This is a genomic window from Morganella morganii, from assembly GCF_041099235.1.
Classification (GTDB): domain Bacteria; phylum Pseudomonadota; class Gammaproteobacteria; order Enterobacterales; family Enterobacteriaceae; genus Morganella; species Morganella morganii_E.
Window position 1 is genome coordinate 23,139 of record NZ_JBFZSO010000012.1, and the last position, 17,061, is coordinate 40,199.

At 50.5% G+C, this 17,061-nt stretch carries 15 protein-coding genes and 1 pseudogene; 11 read left to right on the forward strand and 5 right to left on the reverse strand.

All coding sequences use genetic code 11. The features are described 5' to 3' along the window. The first annotated feature begins 58 nt into the window (after positions 1-58). From tamA to AB7038_RS15970, 3 genes are read left to right on the forward strand one after another with little or no spacing between them, the layout of a single operon-like run. Positions 59-1,801, forward strand: a complete 1,743-nt coding sequence (tamA, locus tag AB7038_RS15960) for an autotransporter assembly complex protein TamA (protein ID WP_368889646.1) — start codon at positions 59-61, stop codon at positions 1,799-1,801. Next, on the forward strand, positions 1,801-5,571 hold the full coding sequence (gene tamB / locus AB7038_RS15965; RefSeq protein WP_368889647.1) for an autotransporter assembly complex protein TamB: 3,771 nt from the start codon (positions 1,801-1,803) through the stop codon (positions 5,569-5,571). The genes tamA and tamB overlap by 1 nt, the downstream gene beginning before the upstream one ends. Positions 5,572-5,574: 3 nt before the next feature. After that, entirely contained in the window at positions 5,575-5,937 is a 363-nt protein-coding gene (locus tag AB7038_RS15970; RefSeq protein WP_368889648.1) for a gamma-glutamylcyclotransferase, read from the forward strand. Positions 5,938-6,004: 67 nt separating this feature from the next. Here AB7038_RS15970 and ppa read toward each other — a convergent pair whose 3' ends face one another. Together ppa and fbp are read right to left on the reverse strand one after the other, a co-directional pair. After that, positions 6,005-6,535, reverse strand: a complete 531-nt coding sequence (gene ppa / locus AB7038_RS15975) for an inorganic diphosphatase (RefSeq protein WP_046894262.1) — start codon at positions 6,533-6,535, stop codon at positions 6,005-6,007. 95 nt (positions 6,536-6,630) lie between these two features. Continuing rightward, the gene (fbp, locus tag AB7038_RS15980) at positions 6,631-7,644 is read right to left on the reverse strand and encodes a class 1 fructose-bisphosphatase (protein ID WP_025154535.1); all 1,014 of its coding nucleotides are present in this window, start codon (positions 7,642-7,644) and stop codon (positions 6,631-6,633) included. Between the two features lie 167 nt (positions 7,645-7,811). On the opposite strand from fbp, the gene mpl reads away from it, so the two are divergent. Beyond that, the gene (mpl, locus tag AB7038_RS15985; protein ID WP_369453641.1) at positions 7,812-9,164 is read left to right on the forward strand and encodes a UDP-N-acetylmuramate:L-alanyl-gamma-D-glutamyl-meso-diaminopimelate ligase; all 1,353 of its coding nucleotides are present in this window, start codon (positions 7,812-7,814) and stop codon (positions 9,162-9,164) included. Between the two features lie 67 nt (positions 9,165-9,231). Here the strand turns inward: mpl and argR are convergent, their stop codons facing one another. After that, positions 9,232-9,702, reverse strand: coding sequence for a transcriptional regulator ArgR (gene argR / locus AB7038_RS15990; RefSeq protein WP_004234524.1), 471 nt, complete (start codon positions 9,700-9,702; stop codon positions 9,232-9,234). 448 nt (positions 9,703-10,150) lie between these two features. On the opposite strand from argR, the gene mdh reads away from it, so the two are divergent. Beyond that, positions 10,151-11,089, forward strand: coding sequence for a malate dehydrogenase (gene mdh / locus AB7038_RS15995; RefSeq protein WP_024474260.1), 939 nt, complete (start codon positions 10,151-10,153; stop codon positions 11,087-11,089). Positions 11,090-11,182: 93 nt separating this feature from the next. Here mdh and AB7038_RS16000 read toward each other — a convergent pair whose 3' ends face one another. Continuing rightward, a complete protein-coding gene (locus AB7038_RS16000; RefSeq protein ID WP_015422314.1) occupies positions 11,183-11,449 on the reverse strand; it encodes a helix-turn-helix domain-containing protein in 267 nt (88 codons plus the stop codon). A gap of 582 nt (positions 11,450-12,031) precedes the next feature. On the opposite strand from AB7038_RS16000, the gene AB7038_RS16005 reads away from it, so the two are divergent. After that, positions 12,032-12,418 (forward strand): DNA-binding protein, encoded by a 387-nt coding sequence (locus AB7038_RS16005; protein ID WP_072872183.1) that lies wholly within the window; start codon positions 12,032-12,034, stop codon positions 12,416-12,418. 42 nt (positions 12,419-12,460) lie between these two features. Here AB7038_RS16005 and ispB read toward each other — a convergent pair whose 3' ends face one another. Then, positions 12,461-13,432 (reverse strand): octaprenyl diphosphate synthase, encoded by a 972-nt coding sequence (gene ispB / locus AB7038_RS16010; protein ID WP_004234531.1) that lies wholly within the window; start codon positions 13,430-13,432, stop codon positions 12,461-12,463. A gap of 262 nt (positions 13,433-13,694) precedes the next feature. Here ispB and rplU point away from each other — a divergent pair, with 262 nt between their 5' ends. The 5 genes and pseudogenes from rplU to AB7038_RS16035 all read left to right on the forward strand — a co-directional run bounded on the left by rplU (position 13,695) and on the right by AB7038_RS16035 (position 16,917). Beyond that, on the forward strand, positions 13,695-14,003 hold the full coding sequence (gene rplU, locus AB7038_RS16015; RefSeq protein WP_004241383.1) for a 50S ribosomal protein L21: 309 nt from the start codon (positions 13,695-13,697) through the stop codon (positions 14,001-14,003). 20 nt (positions 14,004-14,023) lie between these two features. Beyond that, a complete protein-coding gene (gene rpmA / locus AB7038_RS16020; protein WP_004241388.1) occupies positions 14,024-14,281 on the forward strand; it encodes a 50S ribosomal protein L27 in 258 nt (85 codons plus the stop codon). Between the two features lie 128 nt (positions 14,282-14,409). Further along, positions 14,410-15,579 carry an Obg family GTPase CgtA gene (gene cgtA / locus AB7038_RS16025; RefSeq protein ID WP_004234535.1) on the forward strand — a complete coding sequence of 390 codons (1,170 nt, stop codon included), beginning with the start codon at positions 14,410-14,412 and terminating at the stop codon, positions 15,577-15,579. Between the two features lie 199 nt (positions 15,580-15,778). Next, a pseudogene (locus tag AB7038_RS16030) lies at positions 15,779-16,200 on the forward strand (Hcp family type VI secretion system effector). 177 nt (positions 16,201-16,377) lie between these two features. Further along, entirely contained in the window at positions 16,378-16,917 is a 540-nt protein-coding gene (locus AB7038_RS16035) for a DUF4225 domain-containing protein (RefSeq protein ID WP_369453642.1), read from the forward strand. The last annotated feature ends 144 nt before the right edge of the window (positions 16,918-17,061 follow it).

The window sequence follows — 17,061 nt, forward strand, 5'->3', positions numbered from 1 at the left end:
GTAAACTTCAAATAATTTTCATTTATCTCAGTCAAATCTCAGAAATTCAGGAGTTGATGTGATCCGGTACCCTCTTGTTTGTGTTGTCGCTGTGTCTCTCACATCCCCTCTGGCATATAGTGCAAATCTTCGCTTAAAAGTGGAAGGGCTCAGCGGGCAACTTGAAAAAAATGCAAGAGTCCAGCTCTCCACTATCACGACCGATGAGGTCGTGGCTGACGGCCGTTTTCGTGCACGGGTGGAAAAAGCCATCAAAGAAGGGCTTCGTCCGCTGGGGTATTATGAGCCGGTGATCACCTTTGATTATCAGGACAACGCGCCGCCTGCGCGTCCGGTGTTGTATGCCCGTGTCGTCCCGGGGGAGCCGGTTAAAATTGCCGGGGTTACCGTGGATATCGAAGGCGCGGCAAAAACCGATCCCGCATTCAAAAAATTCATTACCAAAAATACACCTGAAACCGGGACTGTCGTCAATCACGGCGAGTACGAAAGTTTTAAAAGCGGATTATCCGGGCTTGCCTTAAAACGCGGTTATTTTGATGCGGAGATGGAAAAAAGCCAGCTCGGTATTGCGCTTTCCCGTCATGCTGCCTACTGGGATTTTGTGTTCAACAGCGGCAAACGATACCGTTTCGGGAAAGTGAATTACCAGGGATCGCAAATCAGTGATGCGTATCTGGAAGGTCTGGTACCGTTTAAAGAGGGTGATTACTACACCTCTGATCAGCTGGCGGAATTTAACCGTCTGCTGGCGGAAACCGGCTGGTTCCAGTCCGCGATCGTCACCCCGGATATTGCAAAGGCACGGGCGGATAACAGTGATTATCTGACTATGGATGCCTCATTCACCCCGCGCGCGCAAAACTTTGTTGAGCTGGGCGGTGGCTTTGCCACCGATGTGGGGCCGCGCGTTCAGGCGAAATGGAATAAGCCGTGGGTGAATTCCAGCGGCCACAGCCTGACCTCCAGTATCAGCCTGTCCGCGCCGGAACAGATTATTGATACCTCTTACCGCATCCCGCTGAAGGTCAATCCGATTGAGCAGTACTACGCCGTCTCCGGCGGGTATAAGCGGACCGACCTGAACGATACCAAAGCCGATACCGCGACAGTCAGTGTTTCCCGTAACTGGGATTTATCCACCGGCTGGCAGTACGGCATCAATATGCGCTGGAGTCTCAGCCACTTTACCCAGGCGGATATCACCAACACCACCATGCTGCTCTATCCGGGGGTGAATGTCAGCCGTGTCCGTTCGCGGGGCGGGATGATGCCGTCCTGGGGGGACAGTCAGCGTTACTCAGTAGATGTTTCCAATGAAATGTGGGGCTCAGATGTGGATTTTTCCATTTTCCGCGCCCGTAACGTCTGGGTGAGAACGCCGTGGGATGGTCACCGCTTTGTGATGCGCGGCAACCTCGGCTGGATTGAAACCAATAACTTCGACAAAGTCCCGCCGGATCTGCGTTTCTTCGCCGGTGGCGATGGCAGCATCCGTGGTTACCGTTACAACAAAATTTCACCGGAAGATGCTGACGGTAAACTGACCGGCGGCTCGCGGATGGTGGTCGGCTCGCTGGAATACCAGTACAACGTAACCGGAAACTGGTGGGGCGCGGTGTTTGTGGACAGCGGTGAAGTGGTGAATGATATCAAACGGAGTAATTTCAAAACCGGTGCCGGTGTCGGGGTGCGCTGGGCATCGCCGGTCGGGCCGATCAAATTTGACCTCGCGGCACCGGTCGGTGATGACCAGACGAAAAATATCCAGTTTTATATCGGATTGGGGGCAGAACTCTGATGAAATGGCTGAAGTATCTGAAATGGCCGGCAATCATTCTGCTGGTACTCATTCTGCTGATTGGCGGCACACTCGGCTGGATCCTGGGCACACAGTCCGGCCTGCATTTTGCGCTGAATCTTGCTCCGCGTGTGGTTTCCGGCCTGGCTATCGGTCAGGTTGAGGGCGATCTGCGTAATCTGACCCTGAAGCAGGTGAAATACACCATGCCGGGTATTGATGTCAGCGTGGATAAGGTGAACCTGGCGCTGCGCCTGAGCTGCCTGAAAGACATGACACTCTGTGTTGAAAACCTCAGCACGGATGGCACGCGGGTTGCTGTTGATACGGCAAAACTGCCGCCGTCAGAAGAAACTCCGCCGTCAGAGCCGCTGACAGAGCTGAATGCACCGCTGACCATATTCCTGGATTCTCTCTCTGTGACCAACACACAGGTCACTGTGGATGATATGGCGGTAAACCTGGATACCTTCCGCACCGCCATGACCTGGCAGGGCGACCAGCTGACCCTGAAACCAACGGTGATTAATGCCCTGTCTGTTGTGCTGCCGAAAAGTGACCCGGCTGCGGCAGAAGAACCGGCACCGGCAACGGATGCACCGGAGAAGCCGTTAGGTGAAACCATCAGTGAGATTTTTGCTCAGCCGATGCTGGCAGAACTGCCGGAGGTTATTCTGCCGCTGAATATTTCAGTGGAAGGTATTTCCGGTGAAAACTGGCAGATGAGCGGTGATGCGCCGGTAACGCTCAATTCCCTGCATCTGGCGCTGTTTAACAAAGGGCAGGTGCTGACCCTCAGTGATCTGTCTGCGGATGCGCCACAGGGCAACATCGCGGTCAGCGGGGAAGTGGCGCTCAGTGAAAAATGGCCGGTGGCGTTGTCGGTTAAAGGGCATGTCCGTGATTTTGAGGAATTCAGCGGGCAGGATCTCGATCTTACCCTGAACGGCGGACTGCTGGATGAGCTGAAACTGGCGCTGGCACTGAAAGGGCCGGTCAATGCCACGCTGGATGCACAGACCAACCTGACGCAGGCCGATCTGCCGCTGCTGCTGACCCTGGAGAGTCAGAAAGTCAGCTGGCCGCTGACCGGTGAGGCGGATTATCAGCTTGATGGCGTGAAACTGCGCCTTAACGGGAAAGTGAGCGGTTACGATCTCTCACTGCGTTCGGATATCAAAGGAAAGGACATCCCGCCTGCACTGCTGACCCTGGATGCCAAAGGGAATACTGAACAGCTCAATCTTACCCGGCTGCGCCTGAATGCGTTACAGGGCTTTGCGGAAGTGACCGGGGTGGCGGACTGGCAGAAAGCCATCAGCTGGCAGGCGGTTCTGACGCTTTCCGGGCTGAATACCGCAAAAGCCTATCCGGAGTGGCCGGCCAAAGTGGACGGCAAAATCAGTACCAGGGGCAGCCTTTACGGCGGTAACTGGGAGCTTGAAATCCCGGATATCACCCTCGACGGTAAAGTGAAAACCTATCCGCTGAAAGCGCGCGGTAATGTGAAAGGTAACGCGGGCGGTCAGTGGACGATTCCGGATCTGAAACTGGCACTGGGTAACAATAAACTGGATGTGCGGGGCGAGCTGGCAGATGCCTGGAAGCTGGATGCGGATATCAATGCACCGGCGCTCGGCGGCCTGGTTCCGGGGCTGGCGGGTACGATCAAAGGGAAGCTCAATGTTCGCGGCAATATGGAAAAACCACAGATCCTCGCCGATCTGGCTGTCAGCAATCTGAAATGGCAGAACGATCTGTCGGTGGCGGATGCCAAAATCAAAGGGGATATCACTTCCGCAGAGCAGATCAAAGGCCAGCTGGATGTAACTGTGAATCAGCTGAAACAGGCTGATCTGGTGATCAGCAATCTGACCCTGAATGCCAAAGGTACCGAAGCACAGCACCAGCTGAAGCTGACCATGAAAGGTGAGCCGGTCTCGGCACAACTGATGCTGAACGGCGGGTTTGACCGTAAAACCGAAACCTGGAAAGGTACGCTGAATAACACCCGCTTTGACACACCGGTGGGTGAGTGGTCACTCAGTAAGGCAATGGCGCTGACCTATCTGAATGAAAAACAGGAAATGACCATCGGCACCCATTGCTGGGTGAATCCGGATGCCCGAATCTGTGTACCAAAACCGATTACCGCAGGGGCTTCCGGTAATGCATCTGTTGCCCTTGAACGTTTTGATCTGGCGATGATTAAACCGTTCCTCGGCCCGGATACCCGGCTGGATGGTGTATTCAGCGGTAATGCTAATGTCCGCTGGTTTGCGGACGGCTCACAGCCGGTGGTGGATGCATCCCTGAAAGGTAACGGCGTGAAGGTGGTGCAGAACCTGGAAGGCACGAATCTGCCGGTTGCGTTTGATACCCTGACACTGACTGCTGCCATGAAGAACGGCAAACTCAATCTTCAGTGGCTGATTGCCATCGCCGGTAACGGGAAGATTAACGGTAATGTCCAGATTTCTGATCTGGAGAAACGCCGCCAGCTGAGCGGAAATGTCGGGATCGATAATATCTCGCTGGATCTGCTGAAACCGCTGCTCGGCAAAGGGGATAAAGCCACCGGGCGGCTGAATGCGGGGCTGCGTCTGGGCGGTAATGCTGCGTCACCGCTGCTGTTTGGCCAGCTGGGATTATCCGATCTGGCAGTCAGCGGCCGTCTGCTGCCGTTTGATATCACGACCGGCGGACTGACGGTTAATTTCGATGGTGCCCGTTCTGATCTGAGCGGAAACATTAAAACGCCGGAAGGCTATCTCAACCTCAGCGGTAACGCGGACTGGCGCAGAATGGATGCCTGGAGTGCGAAGATTTTCGCGCAGGGTGACAAACTGCGCGTTTCGCTGCCGCCGATGATCCGGATTGATGTCAGCCCGGATCTGGTCTTTGAAGCCACACCGTCAATGCTGAAACTGGACGGAACGGTGAATATTCCGTGGGCACGGATCACGGTGCATGAAGTACCGGAGTCCGCTGTCAGCGCTACGTCTGATGAAGTGATGCTGGATGACAACTTACAGCCAATCCGTGAGAAACAGACCAGTATTCCGATCCTGAGTAATCTGCGGATCCATATCGGTGATGATGTGCTGCTCGATGCCTTTGGGCTGAAAGCAAAACTCACCGGGGATCTGAAAGTCGCTCAGGATAAGCAGGGGCTGGGACTCAACGGTCAGGTGGATATTCCGCGCGGGCGTTTCCATGCTTACGGGCAGGATCTGCTGGTGCGTAAAGGACAGATCCTGTTCTCCGGTCCGGCTGACCAGCCGTTCCTCAATCTGGAAGCGATCCGTAACCCGGATAACACCGCCAACGGCGTGATTGCGGGTGTCCGGGTGACCGGGCTTGCGGATAAACCGAAAGTGGAAATATTTTCTGACCCGGCGATGTCCCAGGAAAATGCGCTCTCTTACCTGCTGCGTGGTGAGGGGCTGGACACCGGGGATGCGGACAGTTCGCAGATGACCTCTATGCTTATCAGCCTCGGGGTGGCACAAAGCGGGCAGTTAGTCGGCAAAATCGGTGAGACATTCGGTATTTCGGATCTGGCACTGGATACCCAGGGCGTGGGCGATAAGTCGCAGGTTGTGGTCAGCGGTAAGATAACCAACGACCTGCAGGTAAAATATGGCGTCGGTATATTTGACTCCTTAGCGACCTTAACGTTACGCTATAGGTTAATGCCCAGGTTATATCTGGAAGCGGTGTCTGGTGTTAACCAGGCGATCGATCTGCTTTATCAGTTTGAGTTTTAATATATGCGAGTGATCGTTTATGGCAGTTTGCGGCAGAAACAGGGCAACCATCATTGGATGACCTATGCCGCCCTGCTGGGAAAATATACGCTTGAAGGCTATGACCTGTATGATTTGGGACACTATCCTGCGGTGGTGCCGGGAACCGGTTCGATCGAATGTGAAGTGTACCGGATCTCCTCGTCGATCCTGACCGAGCTGGATGAATTAAAAAAAGATGGTCAGGATTACCGGCGCGAACTGGTTTCTACGCCGTACGGCAGTGCCTGGATTTACTTATATCAGCATCCGGTGGACGGACTGGTGAAGATAAATTGCGGGGACTGGCTGAAACGGCACGAGGCAGAAGACCCGGAAAGCGAATGATTTCCCTGTGAATAAAAAAACCGCTGTGAAAACAGCGGTTTTTTTTGTCTCTGCAACGGACTGCGGATTATTTTTTCGCAGCGCGTTCGAAAGAAGCAATGATTTCAGCTTTAGCGGCAGCAGCATCTTCCCAGCCGTCAACTTTCACCCATTTGCCTTTTTCGAGGTCTTTGTAGTGCTCGAAGAAGTGAGTGATCTGAGCTTTCAGCAGTTCAGGCAGATCGTTCACATCGTTGATGTGATCGTATTCTTTGCTCAGTTTGGTGTGCGGAACCGCAACCAGTTTGGCATCTTCACCGGATTCGTCGGTCATTTTCAGCACGCCGACAGGACGGCAGCGGATCACTGAACCAGGCTGTAACGGATACGGAGTCGGGACCAGCACGTCTACCGGATCACCATCCAGAGATAAGGTGTGGTTGATGTAACCGTAGTTGCACGGGTAGAACATGGCGGTTGACATGAAACGGTCAACAAACAGTGCACCGGATTCTTTATCAACTTCGTATTTAATCGGATCTGCGTTGGCAGGGATTTCGATAACAACATAGATATCTTCCGGCAGATCTTTACCTGCAGGAACATTATTCAGGCTCATGAACGGATTCCTTAATCTTCAGAACAAATAGCGTGGCGGATATTATAACGAAAAAAAGGCGGTGGTATACCGCCTTTTCCTTCGCTTACTGTTGGTTACTTCCCGTTTTCGTCCGGAAATTCCGCCATAAAGCTTTCTGCTTTCTCTACCATTGCGCGGGTACCGACAAAGTACGGCGAACGCTGGTGGAGTTTTTCCGGAATGATATCGAGGATACGGTTCTTACCGTCACTCGCTTTACCGCCGGCCTGTTCCGCGAGGAATGACATCGGGTTGCACTCATACAGCAGACGCAGCTTGCCGTTCGGGTGGCTTGCGGTGCTCGGGTAGATGTAAATTCCGCCCTTGAGCAGATTGCGGTGGAAATCCGCCACCAGAGAGCCGATATAACGGGTAGTGTACGGGCGGTCAGTTGCCGGATCTTCTTCCTGGCAGTATTTGATGTATTTTTTCACGCCGACAGGGAAACGGATGTAGTTCCCTTCGTTGATAGAATACATTTTACCGTTTTCCGGGAATTTCATATCCGCCTGACACAGGCAGAACACACCCAGAGACGGGTCATAGGTGAAGGCGTGAACACCGTTGCCGGTGGTGTAAACCAGCATGGTGGAAGAGCCGTACACCACATAACCGGCAGCAACCTGGCGGTTACCCGGCTGGAGGAAGTCAGCTTCGGTGACCGGCTGGCCCAGCGGAGTGATACGGTGATAAATAGAGAAAATAGTACCGACTGACACATTCACATCAATGTTGGATGAGCCGTCGAGCGGATCCATCAGAACCACATATTTGGCGTTTTCCGCACGGCCGCCCTCAAAAACAACAATGTCGTCTTCTTCTTCGGAGGCAATACCGGCAACTTCACCACGGGCTTTCAGCGCGGCTTTCAGTTTCTCGTTGGCATAAAGATCCAGTTTCATCTGGACTTCGCCCTGCACGTTTGAGATACCATTAGTACCAAGGATATCAACCAGCCCGGCTTTGTTGATATCACGGTGAATAATCTTAGCGCCTAACTTAATCGCGGAGAGGAGTGCAGTCAGTTCTCCGGTGGCGTGAGAAAAGTCCTGCTGTTTTTCGACGATAAATTCGCCTAATGTTTTCATGACGTACGTCCTGAAGTGGGTGAAATAAAAGTATTACGAAAGCGGTTGCCCGTAAACGCGGGTGCAAGTTTAGCCAAAGAAAATCATAATTGATAGGCTAATCCGTTTCAGTTCTTTTGAGAGATGGTTAGAATAGTGACCAACGTCATGCTATTGGATAAAAAATAATGCATATTCATATTCTCGGTATCTGCGGCACCTTCATGGGCAGCCTGGCTATCCTGGCCCGTGCACAGGGGCACAAAGTGACCGGTTCGGATCAGAATGTCTACCCGCCGATGAGTGATTTACTGACAGAGCAGGGGATCGAACTGATTCAGGGTTATGACCCGGCTCAGCTGACGCCGCGCCCGGATATGGTGGTGATCGGCAATGCCATGAAACGCGGAAACCCGTGTGTCGAAGCGGTGCTGAACCAGGGGATCCCTTACACGTCAGGTCCGCAGTGGCTGCATGACCATGTACTGCCGGAGCGCTGGGTGTTGGCGGTTGCCGGAACTCATGGCAAAACCACCACTGCCGGTATGCTGGCGTGGATTCTGGAAGACTGTGGCTATCAGCCGGGCTTTCTGATCGGCGGTGTTCCGGGGAATTTTGATGTTTCCTCCACGCTGGGTAACAGCCCGTTCTTTGTTATCGAAGCAGATGAATATGACTGTGCATTCTTTGATAAGCGCTCAAAATTTGTGCACTACAGCCCGCGTACACTGCTGCTCAACAACCTCGAGTTTGATCACGCAGATATCTTCGAAAACCTCGCGGCGATTGAAAAACAGTTCCATCATCTGGTGCGTGTGGTGCCGGGTGACGGCAAAATTATCGCCCCGGCCCAGGATGCCAATCTGAAACAGGTGCTCAGTATGGGCTGCTGGAGTGAGGAAGAGTACACCGGCGACAACGCCCGCTGGCAGGCAGAGAAAGTTACCAATGACTGCGGTGAGTTCGATGTGCGTTATGACGGTGAAATCAGCGGCCGCGTGACCTGGGGACTGGTGGGCGAGCATAATATGCAGAACGCCCTGATGGCGGTGGCTGCCGCACATCACGTTGGTGTGCCGGTCGCGGAAGCCTGCCGTGCTCTGGGTAAATTTATCAACGCCCGCCGCCGTCTTGAGCTGCGCGGTGAGGTGAACGGTATCAGTGTCTATGATGACTTTGCGCATCACCCGACCGCGATTCTGGCCACATTACAGGCACTGCGCAGTAAAGTCGGCGGCACGGCCCGTATCCTGGTGGTTCTGGAGCCGCGTTCAAACACCATGAAAATGGGGATCAGCAAAGACGATATCGCGCCTGCGCTGGGTCGTGCGGATGAAGTCTTTATCTTCCAGCCGGCGAATATTCCGTGGCTGGTCAGTGAAATTACCGAGCGCTGTGTACAACCGGCATACTGGAGCGGTGACCTGGATGCGCTGACCAACATGGTGGCCGAGCATGCACAGCCGGGGGATCATATCCTGGTGATGAGCAACGGCAGCTTCGGTGGTATCCACGATAAACTGCTGGAAAAACTGAAGTAATCTGAGAAGAAATAAAAAACCGCACGGTGCATCAGTACCATGCGGTTTTTTTATGATTAACGGCGGATTACAGTTCCTGCTCGAACAGGGCGAGAATCGCTTCGTAAAGCTGTTCTGTGGTGAAATCTTTGGCCGGTGTCGAGAAAATGGTGTCATCCCCGGCAATACTGCCGAGAATGCCCTCGGATTTGCCGATGGAGTCCAGCAGACGGGCGATCAGCTGTGCTGCTCCCGGACTGGTACGGATAACCACAACCGAGTCATTGTAATCAATATCCAGCACCAGGTTTTTTAACGGGCTGGTGGCTGTCGGAACACCCAGTTCCGCAGGCAGACAGTAAACCATTTCCATTTTCGCGTTACGGGTGCGGACAGCACCGAACTTGGTCAGCATCCTGGAAATTTTGGACTGGTTAATATTCTCAAAGCCCTCTTCCTGCAGGGCGGTGACGATCTCCCCCTGAGAGCTGAATTTCTCTTCTTTCAACAGCGCTTTAAACGCCTTGATCAGATCTTCCTGTTTAGAAGGTGCGCGCATAGTCTTTCCTGCAAATTTGGATACGAACCTTATTATTATGCGGAAAAATGCATTTTTATGCAAATTAAACCCTGTGGTCTGACCGGGGGAAACCGCATTAATGGTCAAAACTGGTGATCAGCTCACGTAATTGACATTGCTTATGGTTCTGACCGGGTTATCACCGGAGGTAAATATATTGTTAATTAAATGAGGTTGTTATCAGTTACGCATCGGTATATTAACGTACATGACTATAAGTGCGCTTAAAGTAAAATAATTGTCAAAATAGTGTTCCTTATCTCATTAACAGATAAGCGATTTGTTTAGAATGGATAACAATAGACAAACAGATTCAAATGCGTGAATATGCAATCAGTCTGTTAAAATATTGTATTCACAGCCCTCATGCACGGATTCGCGTCTGATGCGCAATCGTGCTAACCGTCCCAAGTTAAGGAGTCTCAGGATGAAAGTTGCAGTTCTCGGAGCAGCAGGTGGTATTGGTCAGGCTCTCGCCCTTCTTCTTAAAACCCAGCTTCCTTCAGGTTCAGATCTTACTTTATATGATATCGCACCGGTCACACCGGGTGTGGCAAAAGATCTCAGCCATATTCCGACCGATGTCCGGATCACCGGATTCGCGGGAGAGGATCCTACCCCTGCATTAGAAGGTGCGGATATTGTCCTGATTTCTGCTGGTGTGGCCCGTAAACCCGGCATGGATCGTTCTGATCTGTTTAATGTGAACGCGGGGATCGTCCGCAATCTGGTGGAAAAAATTGCCAAAACCTGTCCGAAAGCATTAATCGGCATTATCACCAACCCGGTGAACACCACAGTGGCGATCGCGGCAGAAGTGCTGAAAAAAGCCGGTGTGTATGACAAAAATCGCCTGTTCGGTGTGACCACGCTGGACATCATCCGTTCCAACACCTTTGTGGCGGAACTGAAAGGCAAGAAACCACAGGAGCTGGAAGTGCCGGTTATCGGCGGCCACTCAGGTGTGACCATTCTGCCGCTGCTGTCTCAGATCCCGGGTGTCAGCTTCAGCGACGCGGAAATCGACAGCCTGACCAAACGCATCCAGAACGCCGGTACTGAAGTGGTGGAAGCCAAAGCAGGCGGCGGGTCCGCAACGCTCTCTATGGGTCAGGCAGCCGCACGTTTCGGCCTGTCACTGGTTCGTGCCATGCAGGGCGAGAGCAATGTGGTGGAATGCACTTATACCGAAGGTGACGGCAAATACGCCCGTTTCTTCGCCCAGCCGGTCGTGTTAGGCAAGAACGGTGTTGAGAAGCGTCTGGACATCGGTTCACTCAGTGCATATGAAGAGAAAGCACTGAACGGCATGCTGGATGTGCTGAAGGCTGATATTGCGCTTGGTGAGAAATTTATTAACAGCTGAATTATTAAATAGTTGTATTTATTTTTTTGAGCCGTAAATAAAACCGCTAATTACGATTAGCGGTTTTATTGTTTTTATAAGTATATATTGAAATTAATTAGTTACCTTCACTCTTATTTTCCTATCTAATAATTCACCTGTGATAGAATTAAAATAACGGCTGGGCCAAATCTCTGACGGATGGACGGCGAGAAAGTCTGCGATGAGCCATTCACCCTTCGGCCACGGCCGGGAAAGCGCGTTAGCAAGCGTTGAGGAGCTGAGTCCCGCACTGCGCGACAAGGCGGCCAGGGTTGTCCCCCGTTTCTTCAGCGATGCAATTATATCAGCAGGGTGCCAGTCAGATTTACCGGAATCCATATATTGAGTCCTTTTTATTTTAGATTAATGTTGTATTAGTGGTATAAATAACGGGTTGCCATCACATTAAAGATGAACCCAATTCGTTATTAAGAAAATAAAATACCATTATTTTTCTAAATATTTTCTTAAATTTTTTCTTAAAAATATCTTTTTTGAACTCTGTTACAGAATTAAGAAACAGAATGAAAATGGGCAGGTAACACAAAGGAATGAATGAAGTAAGCATATTTACTTACTTAACATAAGGAGTTTGTTGATGAAACAAAAGCGGTTTTTACCTGTTATCAGGCGTGATACGCCAGCAGCAGCACTGAGCCGGATCTCATTTTCTGCCCGGTGGTTATTGTAGTCAGTGTTTACCGTTGTTGTAATAAAATATGCCGATTATTCACAAAAAGATGATGTTTTATCCTTGCGTTTGTAAAATATTCTCGTGAAAATCGTCTTAAATCCGGAAGCTGTTAAAAAATTCAGTGTAGCTAAAGCATTTGTCATTTTTAGGAAAGTGCCCGGCAAATTCACGCAGTTTAAGCACGGAAATTGCCGATTTTTTGCTGAAAATGGGTTGCAGGAGAAAAGATGAAAAAAGAATGGTATTCCGCGAAGGAATTGGTTGGTTTGGCGGGCTTGCCATCATCTCCTCAAGGTGTCAACCTGATGGCGAGACGGGAAGGCTGGCATCAGCGGCGCAAGCGCGGCGTGCAGGGAAAAGCAGTCGAATACAGTGTCGATAGTCTGCCGGATGAAGTTCAGGCGATCCTGCATGCATGTGATAACAGCGCGAGCTATCAGGCGAAACGGCAGGATGCGTTTCTGATCTGGGTGGAAGCCTATTATCAGCTGACCAGAGAGGAACGGGAAAAAATCGTCACGTTCATTCTGCGGGAAGGGCTGGCTAAGCTGATCCAGCATCTTGATGCACAGGAGCTTCCGGGCAGCCGGGAGCCGGACGAAAAACCGGAATAAAAAAAACGGGATCTGTGAAGATCCCGTTTTCTCATGCAATGTTCAGGCTGAGCGGCGGACTGCGATATGGGCCAGGCCGGCCAGTGCATCTTTGTACTGTGAGTCCGGCAGTGCGGACAGAGCGGCGATAGCTTTGTCTGCTTCTTCTTCGGCGCGGGCATAGGTGTAAGCCAGAGATCCGCAGCGCTTCATGGTCGCAAGAACCTGCTCCAGCAGATGACGTCCGTTACCCTGTTCAATCGCCTGACGGATCAGCGCGGATTCTTCCGCATTGCCGTTATGCATGGCGTGGAGCAGCGGGAGCGTCGGTTTGCCTTCATCGAGATCATCCCCGGTATTTTTGCCGAGTGTCGCGTTATCCGCATCATAATCCAGAACATCATCGATCAGCTGAAACGCGGTACCGAGAAAGCGGCCGTAATCCTGAAGGGCCTTTTCCTGTTCCGGTGTGGCACCGGCCAGGATTGCCGCAGACTGTGAGGCAGCTTCAAACAGTCGGGCGGTTTTGCTGTAGATAACCTGCATGTAATCCGCTTCGCTGATATCCGGATCGTTGCAGTTCATCAGCTGCAGCACTTCACCTTCCGCGATCACGTTTGTCGCTTCTGACATCAGTTTCAGCACCCGCATGGAATCCAGATCCGTCATCATCTGAAAGGATCGTGTGTAGATAAAATCCCCGACCAGCACACTGGCGGCATTGCCGAACACTTCGTTGGCTGTCTGTTTGCCGCGGCGCATGTCGGATTCATCCACCACATCGTCGTGCAGCAGGGTGGCGGTATGAATAAATTCGATCAGAGCCGCAACCTGAATATGTTTGTCGCCGTCATAGCCCAGAGCCCGGCCGGTCAGCACAGCGATCATCGGGCGGATCCGTTTCCCGCCGCCGCTGATAATGTAGTAACCCAGCTGGTTGATAAGCGATACGTCCGAGGTCAGCTGTTTTTGAATCTTTTGATTGACTGCGGTCATATCATCCGCAGTCAGCGCGATTATTTGTTCTGAGTTCATATGACTTGCTTTAACCTTGTTTTTGACATCCCGATCAAAGGTAATGGTTTATGATAGCAGCGTTTTTTTATATTTTATGATTGTACTGTAAAAAAGCTGCAAATAAACGGCTATCTGTAAAGTGACGTTTTTTTACCATTAGATCGTTTTCAGCACTTGTCATTTGCAGCGTTTTTGCGTAAAATCCGCGCCCTATTGTGAATAATTTTATAGTGCACTCTGAGAATCAAATTTTATGGGGTGTGCGGAAAGCGGAGTTAATATGTACGCGGTTTTCCAAAGTGGTGGTAAACAACACCGGGTCAGCGAAGGTCAAATCGTTCGCTTGGAAAAGCTGGACATCGCAACAGGTGAAACTGTTGAGTTTGACCAGGTTCTGATGGTTGCAAATGGTGAAGACATCAAGATCGGCGCTCCAGTCGTTGAAGGTGTTAAAATTAAAGCTGAAGTGGTTACACACGGTCGCGGCGATAAAATTAAAATCGTTAAGTTCCGTCGTCGTAAACACAGCCGGAAACAGCAGGGCCACCGTCAGTGGTTCACTGATGTTAAAATTACCGGTATCGCTTAAGTTAATAGGAGAGCAGATCAATGGCACACAAAAAGGCTGGCGGCTCGACTCGAAACGGTCGCGATTCTGAAGCAAAACGTCTGGGTGTAAAACGTTTCGGTGGTGAAGCTGTATTAGCAGGCAGCATCATCGTTCGTCAGCGTGGTACTAAATTCCACGCAGGCAGCAACGTAGGTTGCGGTCGCGACCACACTCTGTTCGCGTTAGCTGACGGAAAAGTCAAATTCGAAGTTAAAGGCCCGAAAAACCGTAAATTCATCAGCATCGAAGCTGAATAAGTTTTTCACGTCTTAACCGAGTCCGAAAGCCCTGCAAACCTTTTGCAGGGCTTTTTATATGCGTAAAACGTCATCCCGGGTCATACTGAACCGGTAGTCCGGACACGGCAACGTTACGGAGAAAAGTAATGAAATTTGTAGATGAAGCTAAAATCCTGGTTGTGGCAGGAGATGGCGGCAACGGATGCGTGAGCTTCCGTCGCGAAAAATATATTCCGAAAGGCGGACCAGACGGCGGAGACGGCGGCGATGGCGGTGATGTATACCTCCAGGCCGATGAAAACCTCAATACCCTGATTGATTACCGTTTTGAAAAATCATTCCGCGCTGAGCGGGGTCAAAACGGTCAGAGTCGTGACTGTACCGGTAAACGGGGCAACGATATCACGATTAACGTGCCTGTAGGCACCCGTGTGCGTGATATGACCACCAATGAGGTACTGGCGGACATGTTGCAGCACGGACAGCGTCACATGGTTGCCAAGGGCGGATTTCACGGCCTGGGTAACGCACGCTTTAAATCATCCGTTAACCGTGCACCGCGTCAGCGCACCATGGGTACCCCGGGTGAAACCCGCGAACTCATGATGGAACTGATGCTGCTGGCTGACGTCGGGATGCTGGGGATGCCGAATGCCGGTAAATCCACCTTTATCCGTTCTGTCTCTGCGGCAAAACCAAAAGTGGCGGATTATCCGTTCACCACGCTGGTACCGAGCCTGGGTGTGGTGCGGATGGATAACTCACAGAGCTTCGTGGTCGCGGATATTCCGGGACTGATCGAAGGCGCATCTGACGGTGCCGGTCTGGGGATCCGTTTCCTGAAACACCTGGAACGCTGCCGCGTGCTGCTGCACCTGATCGACATCTGTCCGGTCGATGAAAGTGATCCGGTGGAGAATGCGAAGATCATTGTCGGCGAACTGGAAAAATACAGTGAGAAGCTGGCTGAGAAGCCGCGCTGGCTGGTCTTCAACAAAGTCGATCTGATTGATCCGGAAGAAGCGAAAGCCCGTTCTCAGGCGATCGCCGATGCCCTCGGCTGGGAAGACAAATTCTATATGATCTCTGCGGTCAATCACGAAGGCGTGAAAGCACTGTGCTGGGATCTGATGGAATTCCTCAATACCCATGCCCGCGAAGCCGTGGCCGAAGTGCCGGCTGCGGACGCGAAAGTGGACTTTATGTGGGACGATTACCACAAAGAGCAGCTTGAGCAGGCAGAAGACGATGATGACTGGGACGACGACTGGGATGAAGACGACGAAGAAGGCGTCGAGTTCATCTGGCAGAAATAATCGTCAGCGTTCTGAATAAAAAAACCGATAGTTGGTTATCCAACTATCGGTTTTTTTGTGGATGAAAGAATGAGGGCGGTATTGCGATTCTCACCGAAAAAATAAATTTTGTTTATGTTAATCACGATGTCTTTATTGCACCCGCATAAATAAGATGGTGAACTTAAGGTAAATTTTCTTTTATCATTAAGGACGACAAGTGGCCAACATCATCTATCTGTCAGTAACCGGTAATAAACAAGGATTAATTTCCCGGGGGCTTCAACGATTGATTCGATCGGAAATAAATATCAGTCGGGACATGAAGATGAAATACTGGTGTTTGAAGTTTCCTCCGGTATCTCGATGGGGCAGAATGTCAATTTTCAGCCGTTAGATATCCGTAAACCGATTGATAAGTCATCCCCGCTTCTCGCTCAGGCGCTGACAAATAATGAGATATTGACGTGTGATTTTTCATTTTACCGGACAGGGATGAACGGCAGTATGGAGTTATATTACAAAATAAAACTGACCGGGGCTGCGATTGTCAGTCTTAACTGTTTCTATCCGAACTCTGTTACACATAACGATTCACAACCGGAAGAAAGTCTTTCAATCCGCTTTAAGTCCATAACATAGGATCACGTTATGGCCGGAACCAGTTCTTACAGTATCTGGGATGACAGGAGTTTCTGATGCCAACAGCCCGTGTATTATCGACCCAGCCCGCTTACAGTCGTGAATTTGATGATTACTGTAATAAACTGAAAACGCTTTCTGAACGCGCGGCATCCTATCTTTATATATGACCCGGAAGTGAAAATAATTTACCGGGAAAATATCCGCAAGGCGATAGCGTATTTGCGGGAAGAATTTTACCGCAAGCGGAGTTCGGCTGAGGATCATTATACTTACAGGCAAGGCAGGGATAATGCGTTTAATGGTCTTGTTTATTTGTACCAGAGTGAAGAGGCTGATTACCAACGTGGCAGACGGAATGACTGGTCTGTTTATGAGGCAACTGAACAATTTGAAGAGCAAGGATGGATTTTTTATGCAAAAGAAGAATTTCAGATTCTTGGCGGGGTTGTTCAAATTGCGGGAGGGGTCATAACATTTAAAACAGGACAACTAATAAGGTCAAATAAATTAAAGGGAATTGGCGCTTTGGCCATTACTACTGGAATAAGTAATGCTTTTGAGCATGGTTTCATCATTCAATATGAAATAACTAAAGGAAAATTTGGAGGGTATAATAAAAATTATATTGAGAATGTAATGGCGGATATTTCCGAATATGCTGGGTATGGAAGAAGAAGTGGTGAACTGACTTACAAAACTGTCATGCAGGCATGAGCGGCAATAGATTAAGGTTATTACTTTCTGAAGAAACGGATAATTAATTTTTTTATTTTTATTTTTATATAAATAATTGTTAGTTTTGTGGCTGGTCGTATATTTCGAAATGAATACCACGACCCAAATAAATAAACAAACATT

Bases quoted from the DNA above. Each gene is read 5' to 3' on its own strand.
- mdh (WP_024474260.1), top strand. From the start codon at position 10,151: ATGAAAGTTGCAGTTCTCGGAGCAGCAGGTGGTATTGGTCAGGCTCTC.
- AB7038_RS16005 (WP_072872183.1), top strand. From the start codon at position 12,032: ATGAAAAAAGAATGGTATTCCGCGAAGGAATTGGTTGGTTTGGCGGGC.
- AB7038_RS15970 (WP_368889648.1), top strand. From the start codon at position 5,575: ATGCGAGTGATCGTTTATGGCAGTTTGCGGCAGAAACAGGGCAACCAT.
- ispB (WP_004234531.1), bottom strand. From the start codon at position 13,432: ATGAACTCAGAACAAATAATCGCGCTGACTGCGGATGATATGACCGCA.
- fbp (WP_025154535.1), bottom strand. From the start codon at position 7,644: ATGAAAACATTAGGCGAATTTATCGTCGAAAAACAGCAGGACTTTTCT.
- rpmA (WP_004241388.1), top strand. From the start codon at position 14,024: ATGGCACACAAAAAGGCTGGCGGCTCGACTCGAAACGGTCGCGATTCT.
- argR (WP_004234524.1), bottom strand. From the start codon at position 9,702: ATGCGCGCACCTTCTAAACAGGAAGATCTGATCAAGGCGTTTAAAGCG.
- AB7038_RS16000 (WP_015422314.1), bottom strand. From the start codon at position 11,449: ATGGATTCCGGTAAATCTGACTGGCACCCTGCTGATATAATTGCATCG.
- ppa (WP_046894262.1), bottom strand. From the start codon at position 6,535: ATGAGCCTGAATAATGTTCCTGCAGGTAAAGATCTGCCGGAAGATATC.
- mpl (WP_369453641.1), top strand. From the start codon at position 7,812: ATGCATATTCATATTCTCGGTATCTGCGGCACCTTCATGGGCAGCCTG.
- cgtA (WP_004234535.1), top strand. From the start codon at position 14,410: ATGAAATTTGTAGATGAAGCTAAAATCCTGGTTGTGGCAGGAGATGGC.
- rplU (WP_004241383.1), top strand. From the start codon at position 13,695: ATGTACGCGGTTTTCCAAAGTGGTGGTAAACAACACCGGGTCAGCGAA.
- tamB (WP_368889647.1), top strand. From the start codon at position 1,801: ATGAAATGGCTGAAGTATCTGAAATGGCCGGCAATCATTCTGCTGGTA.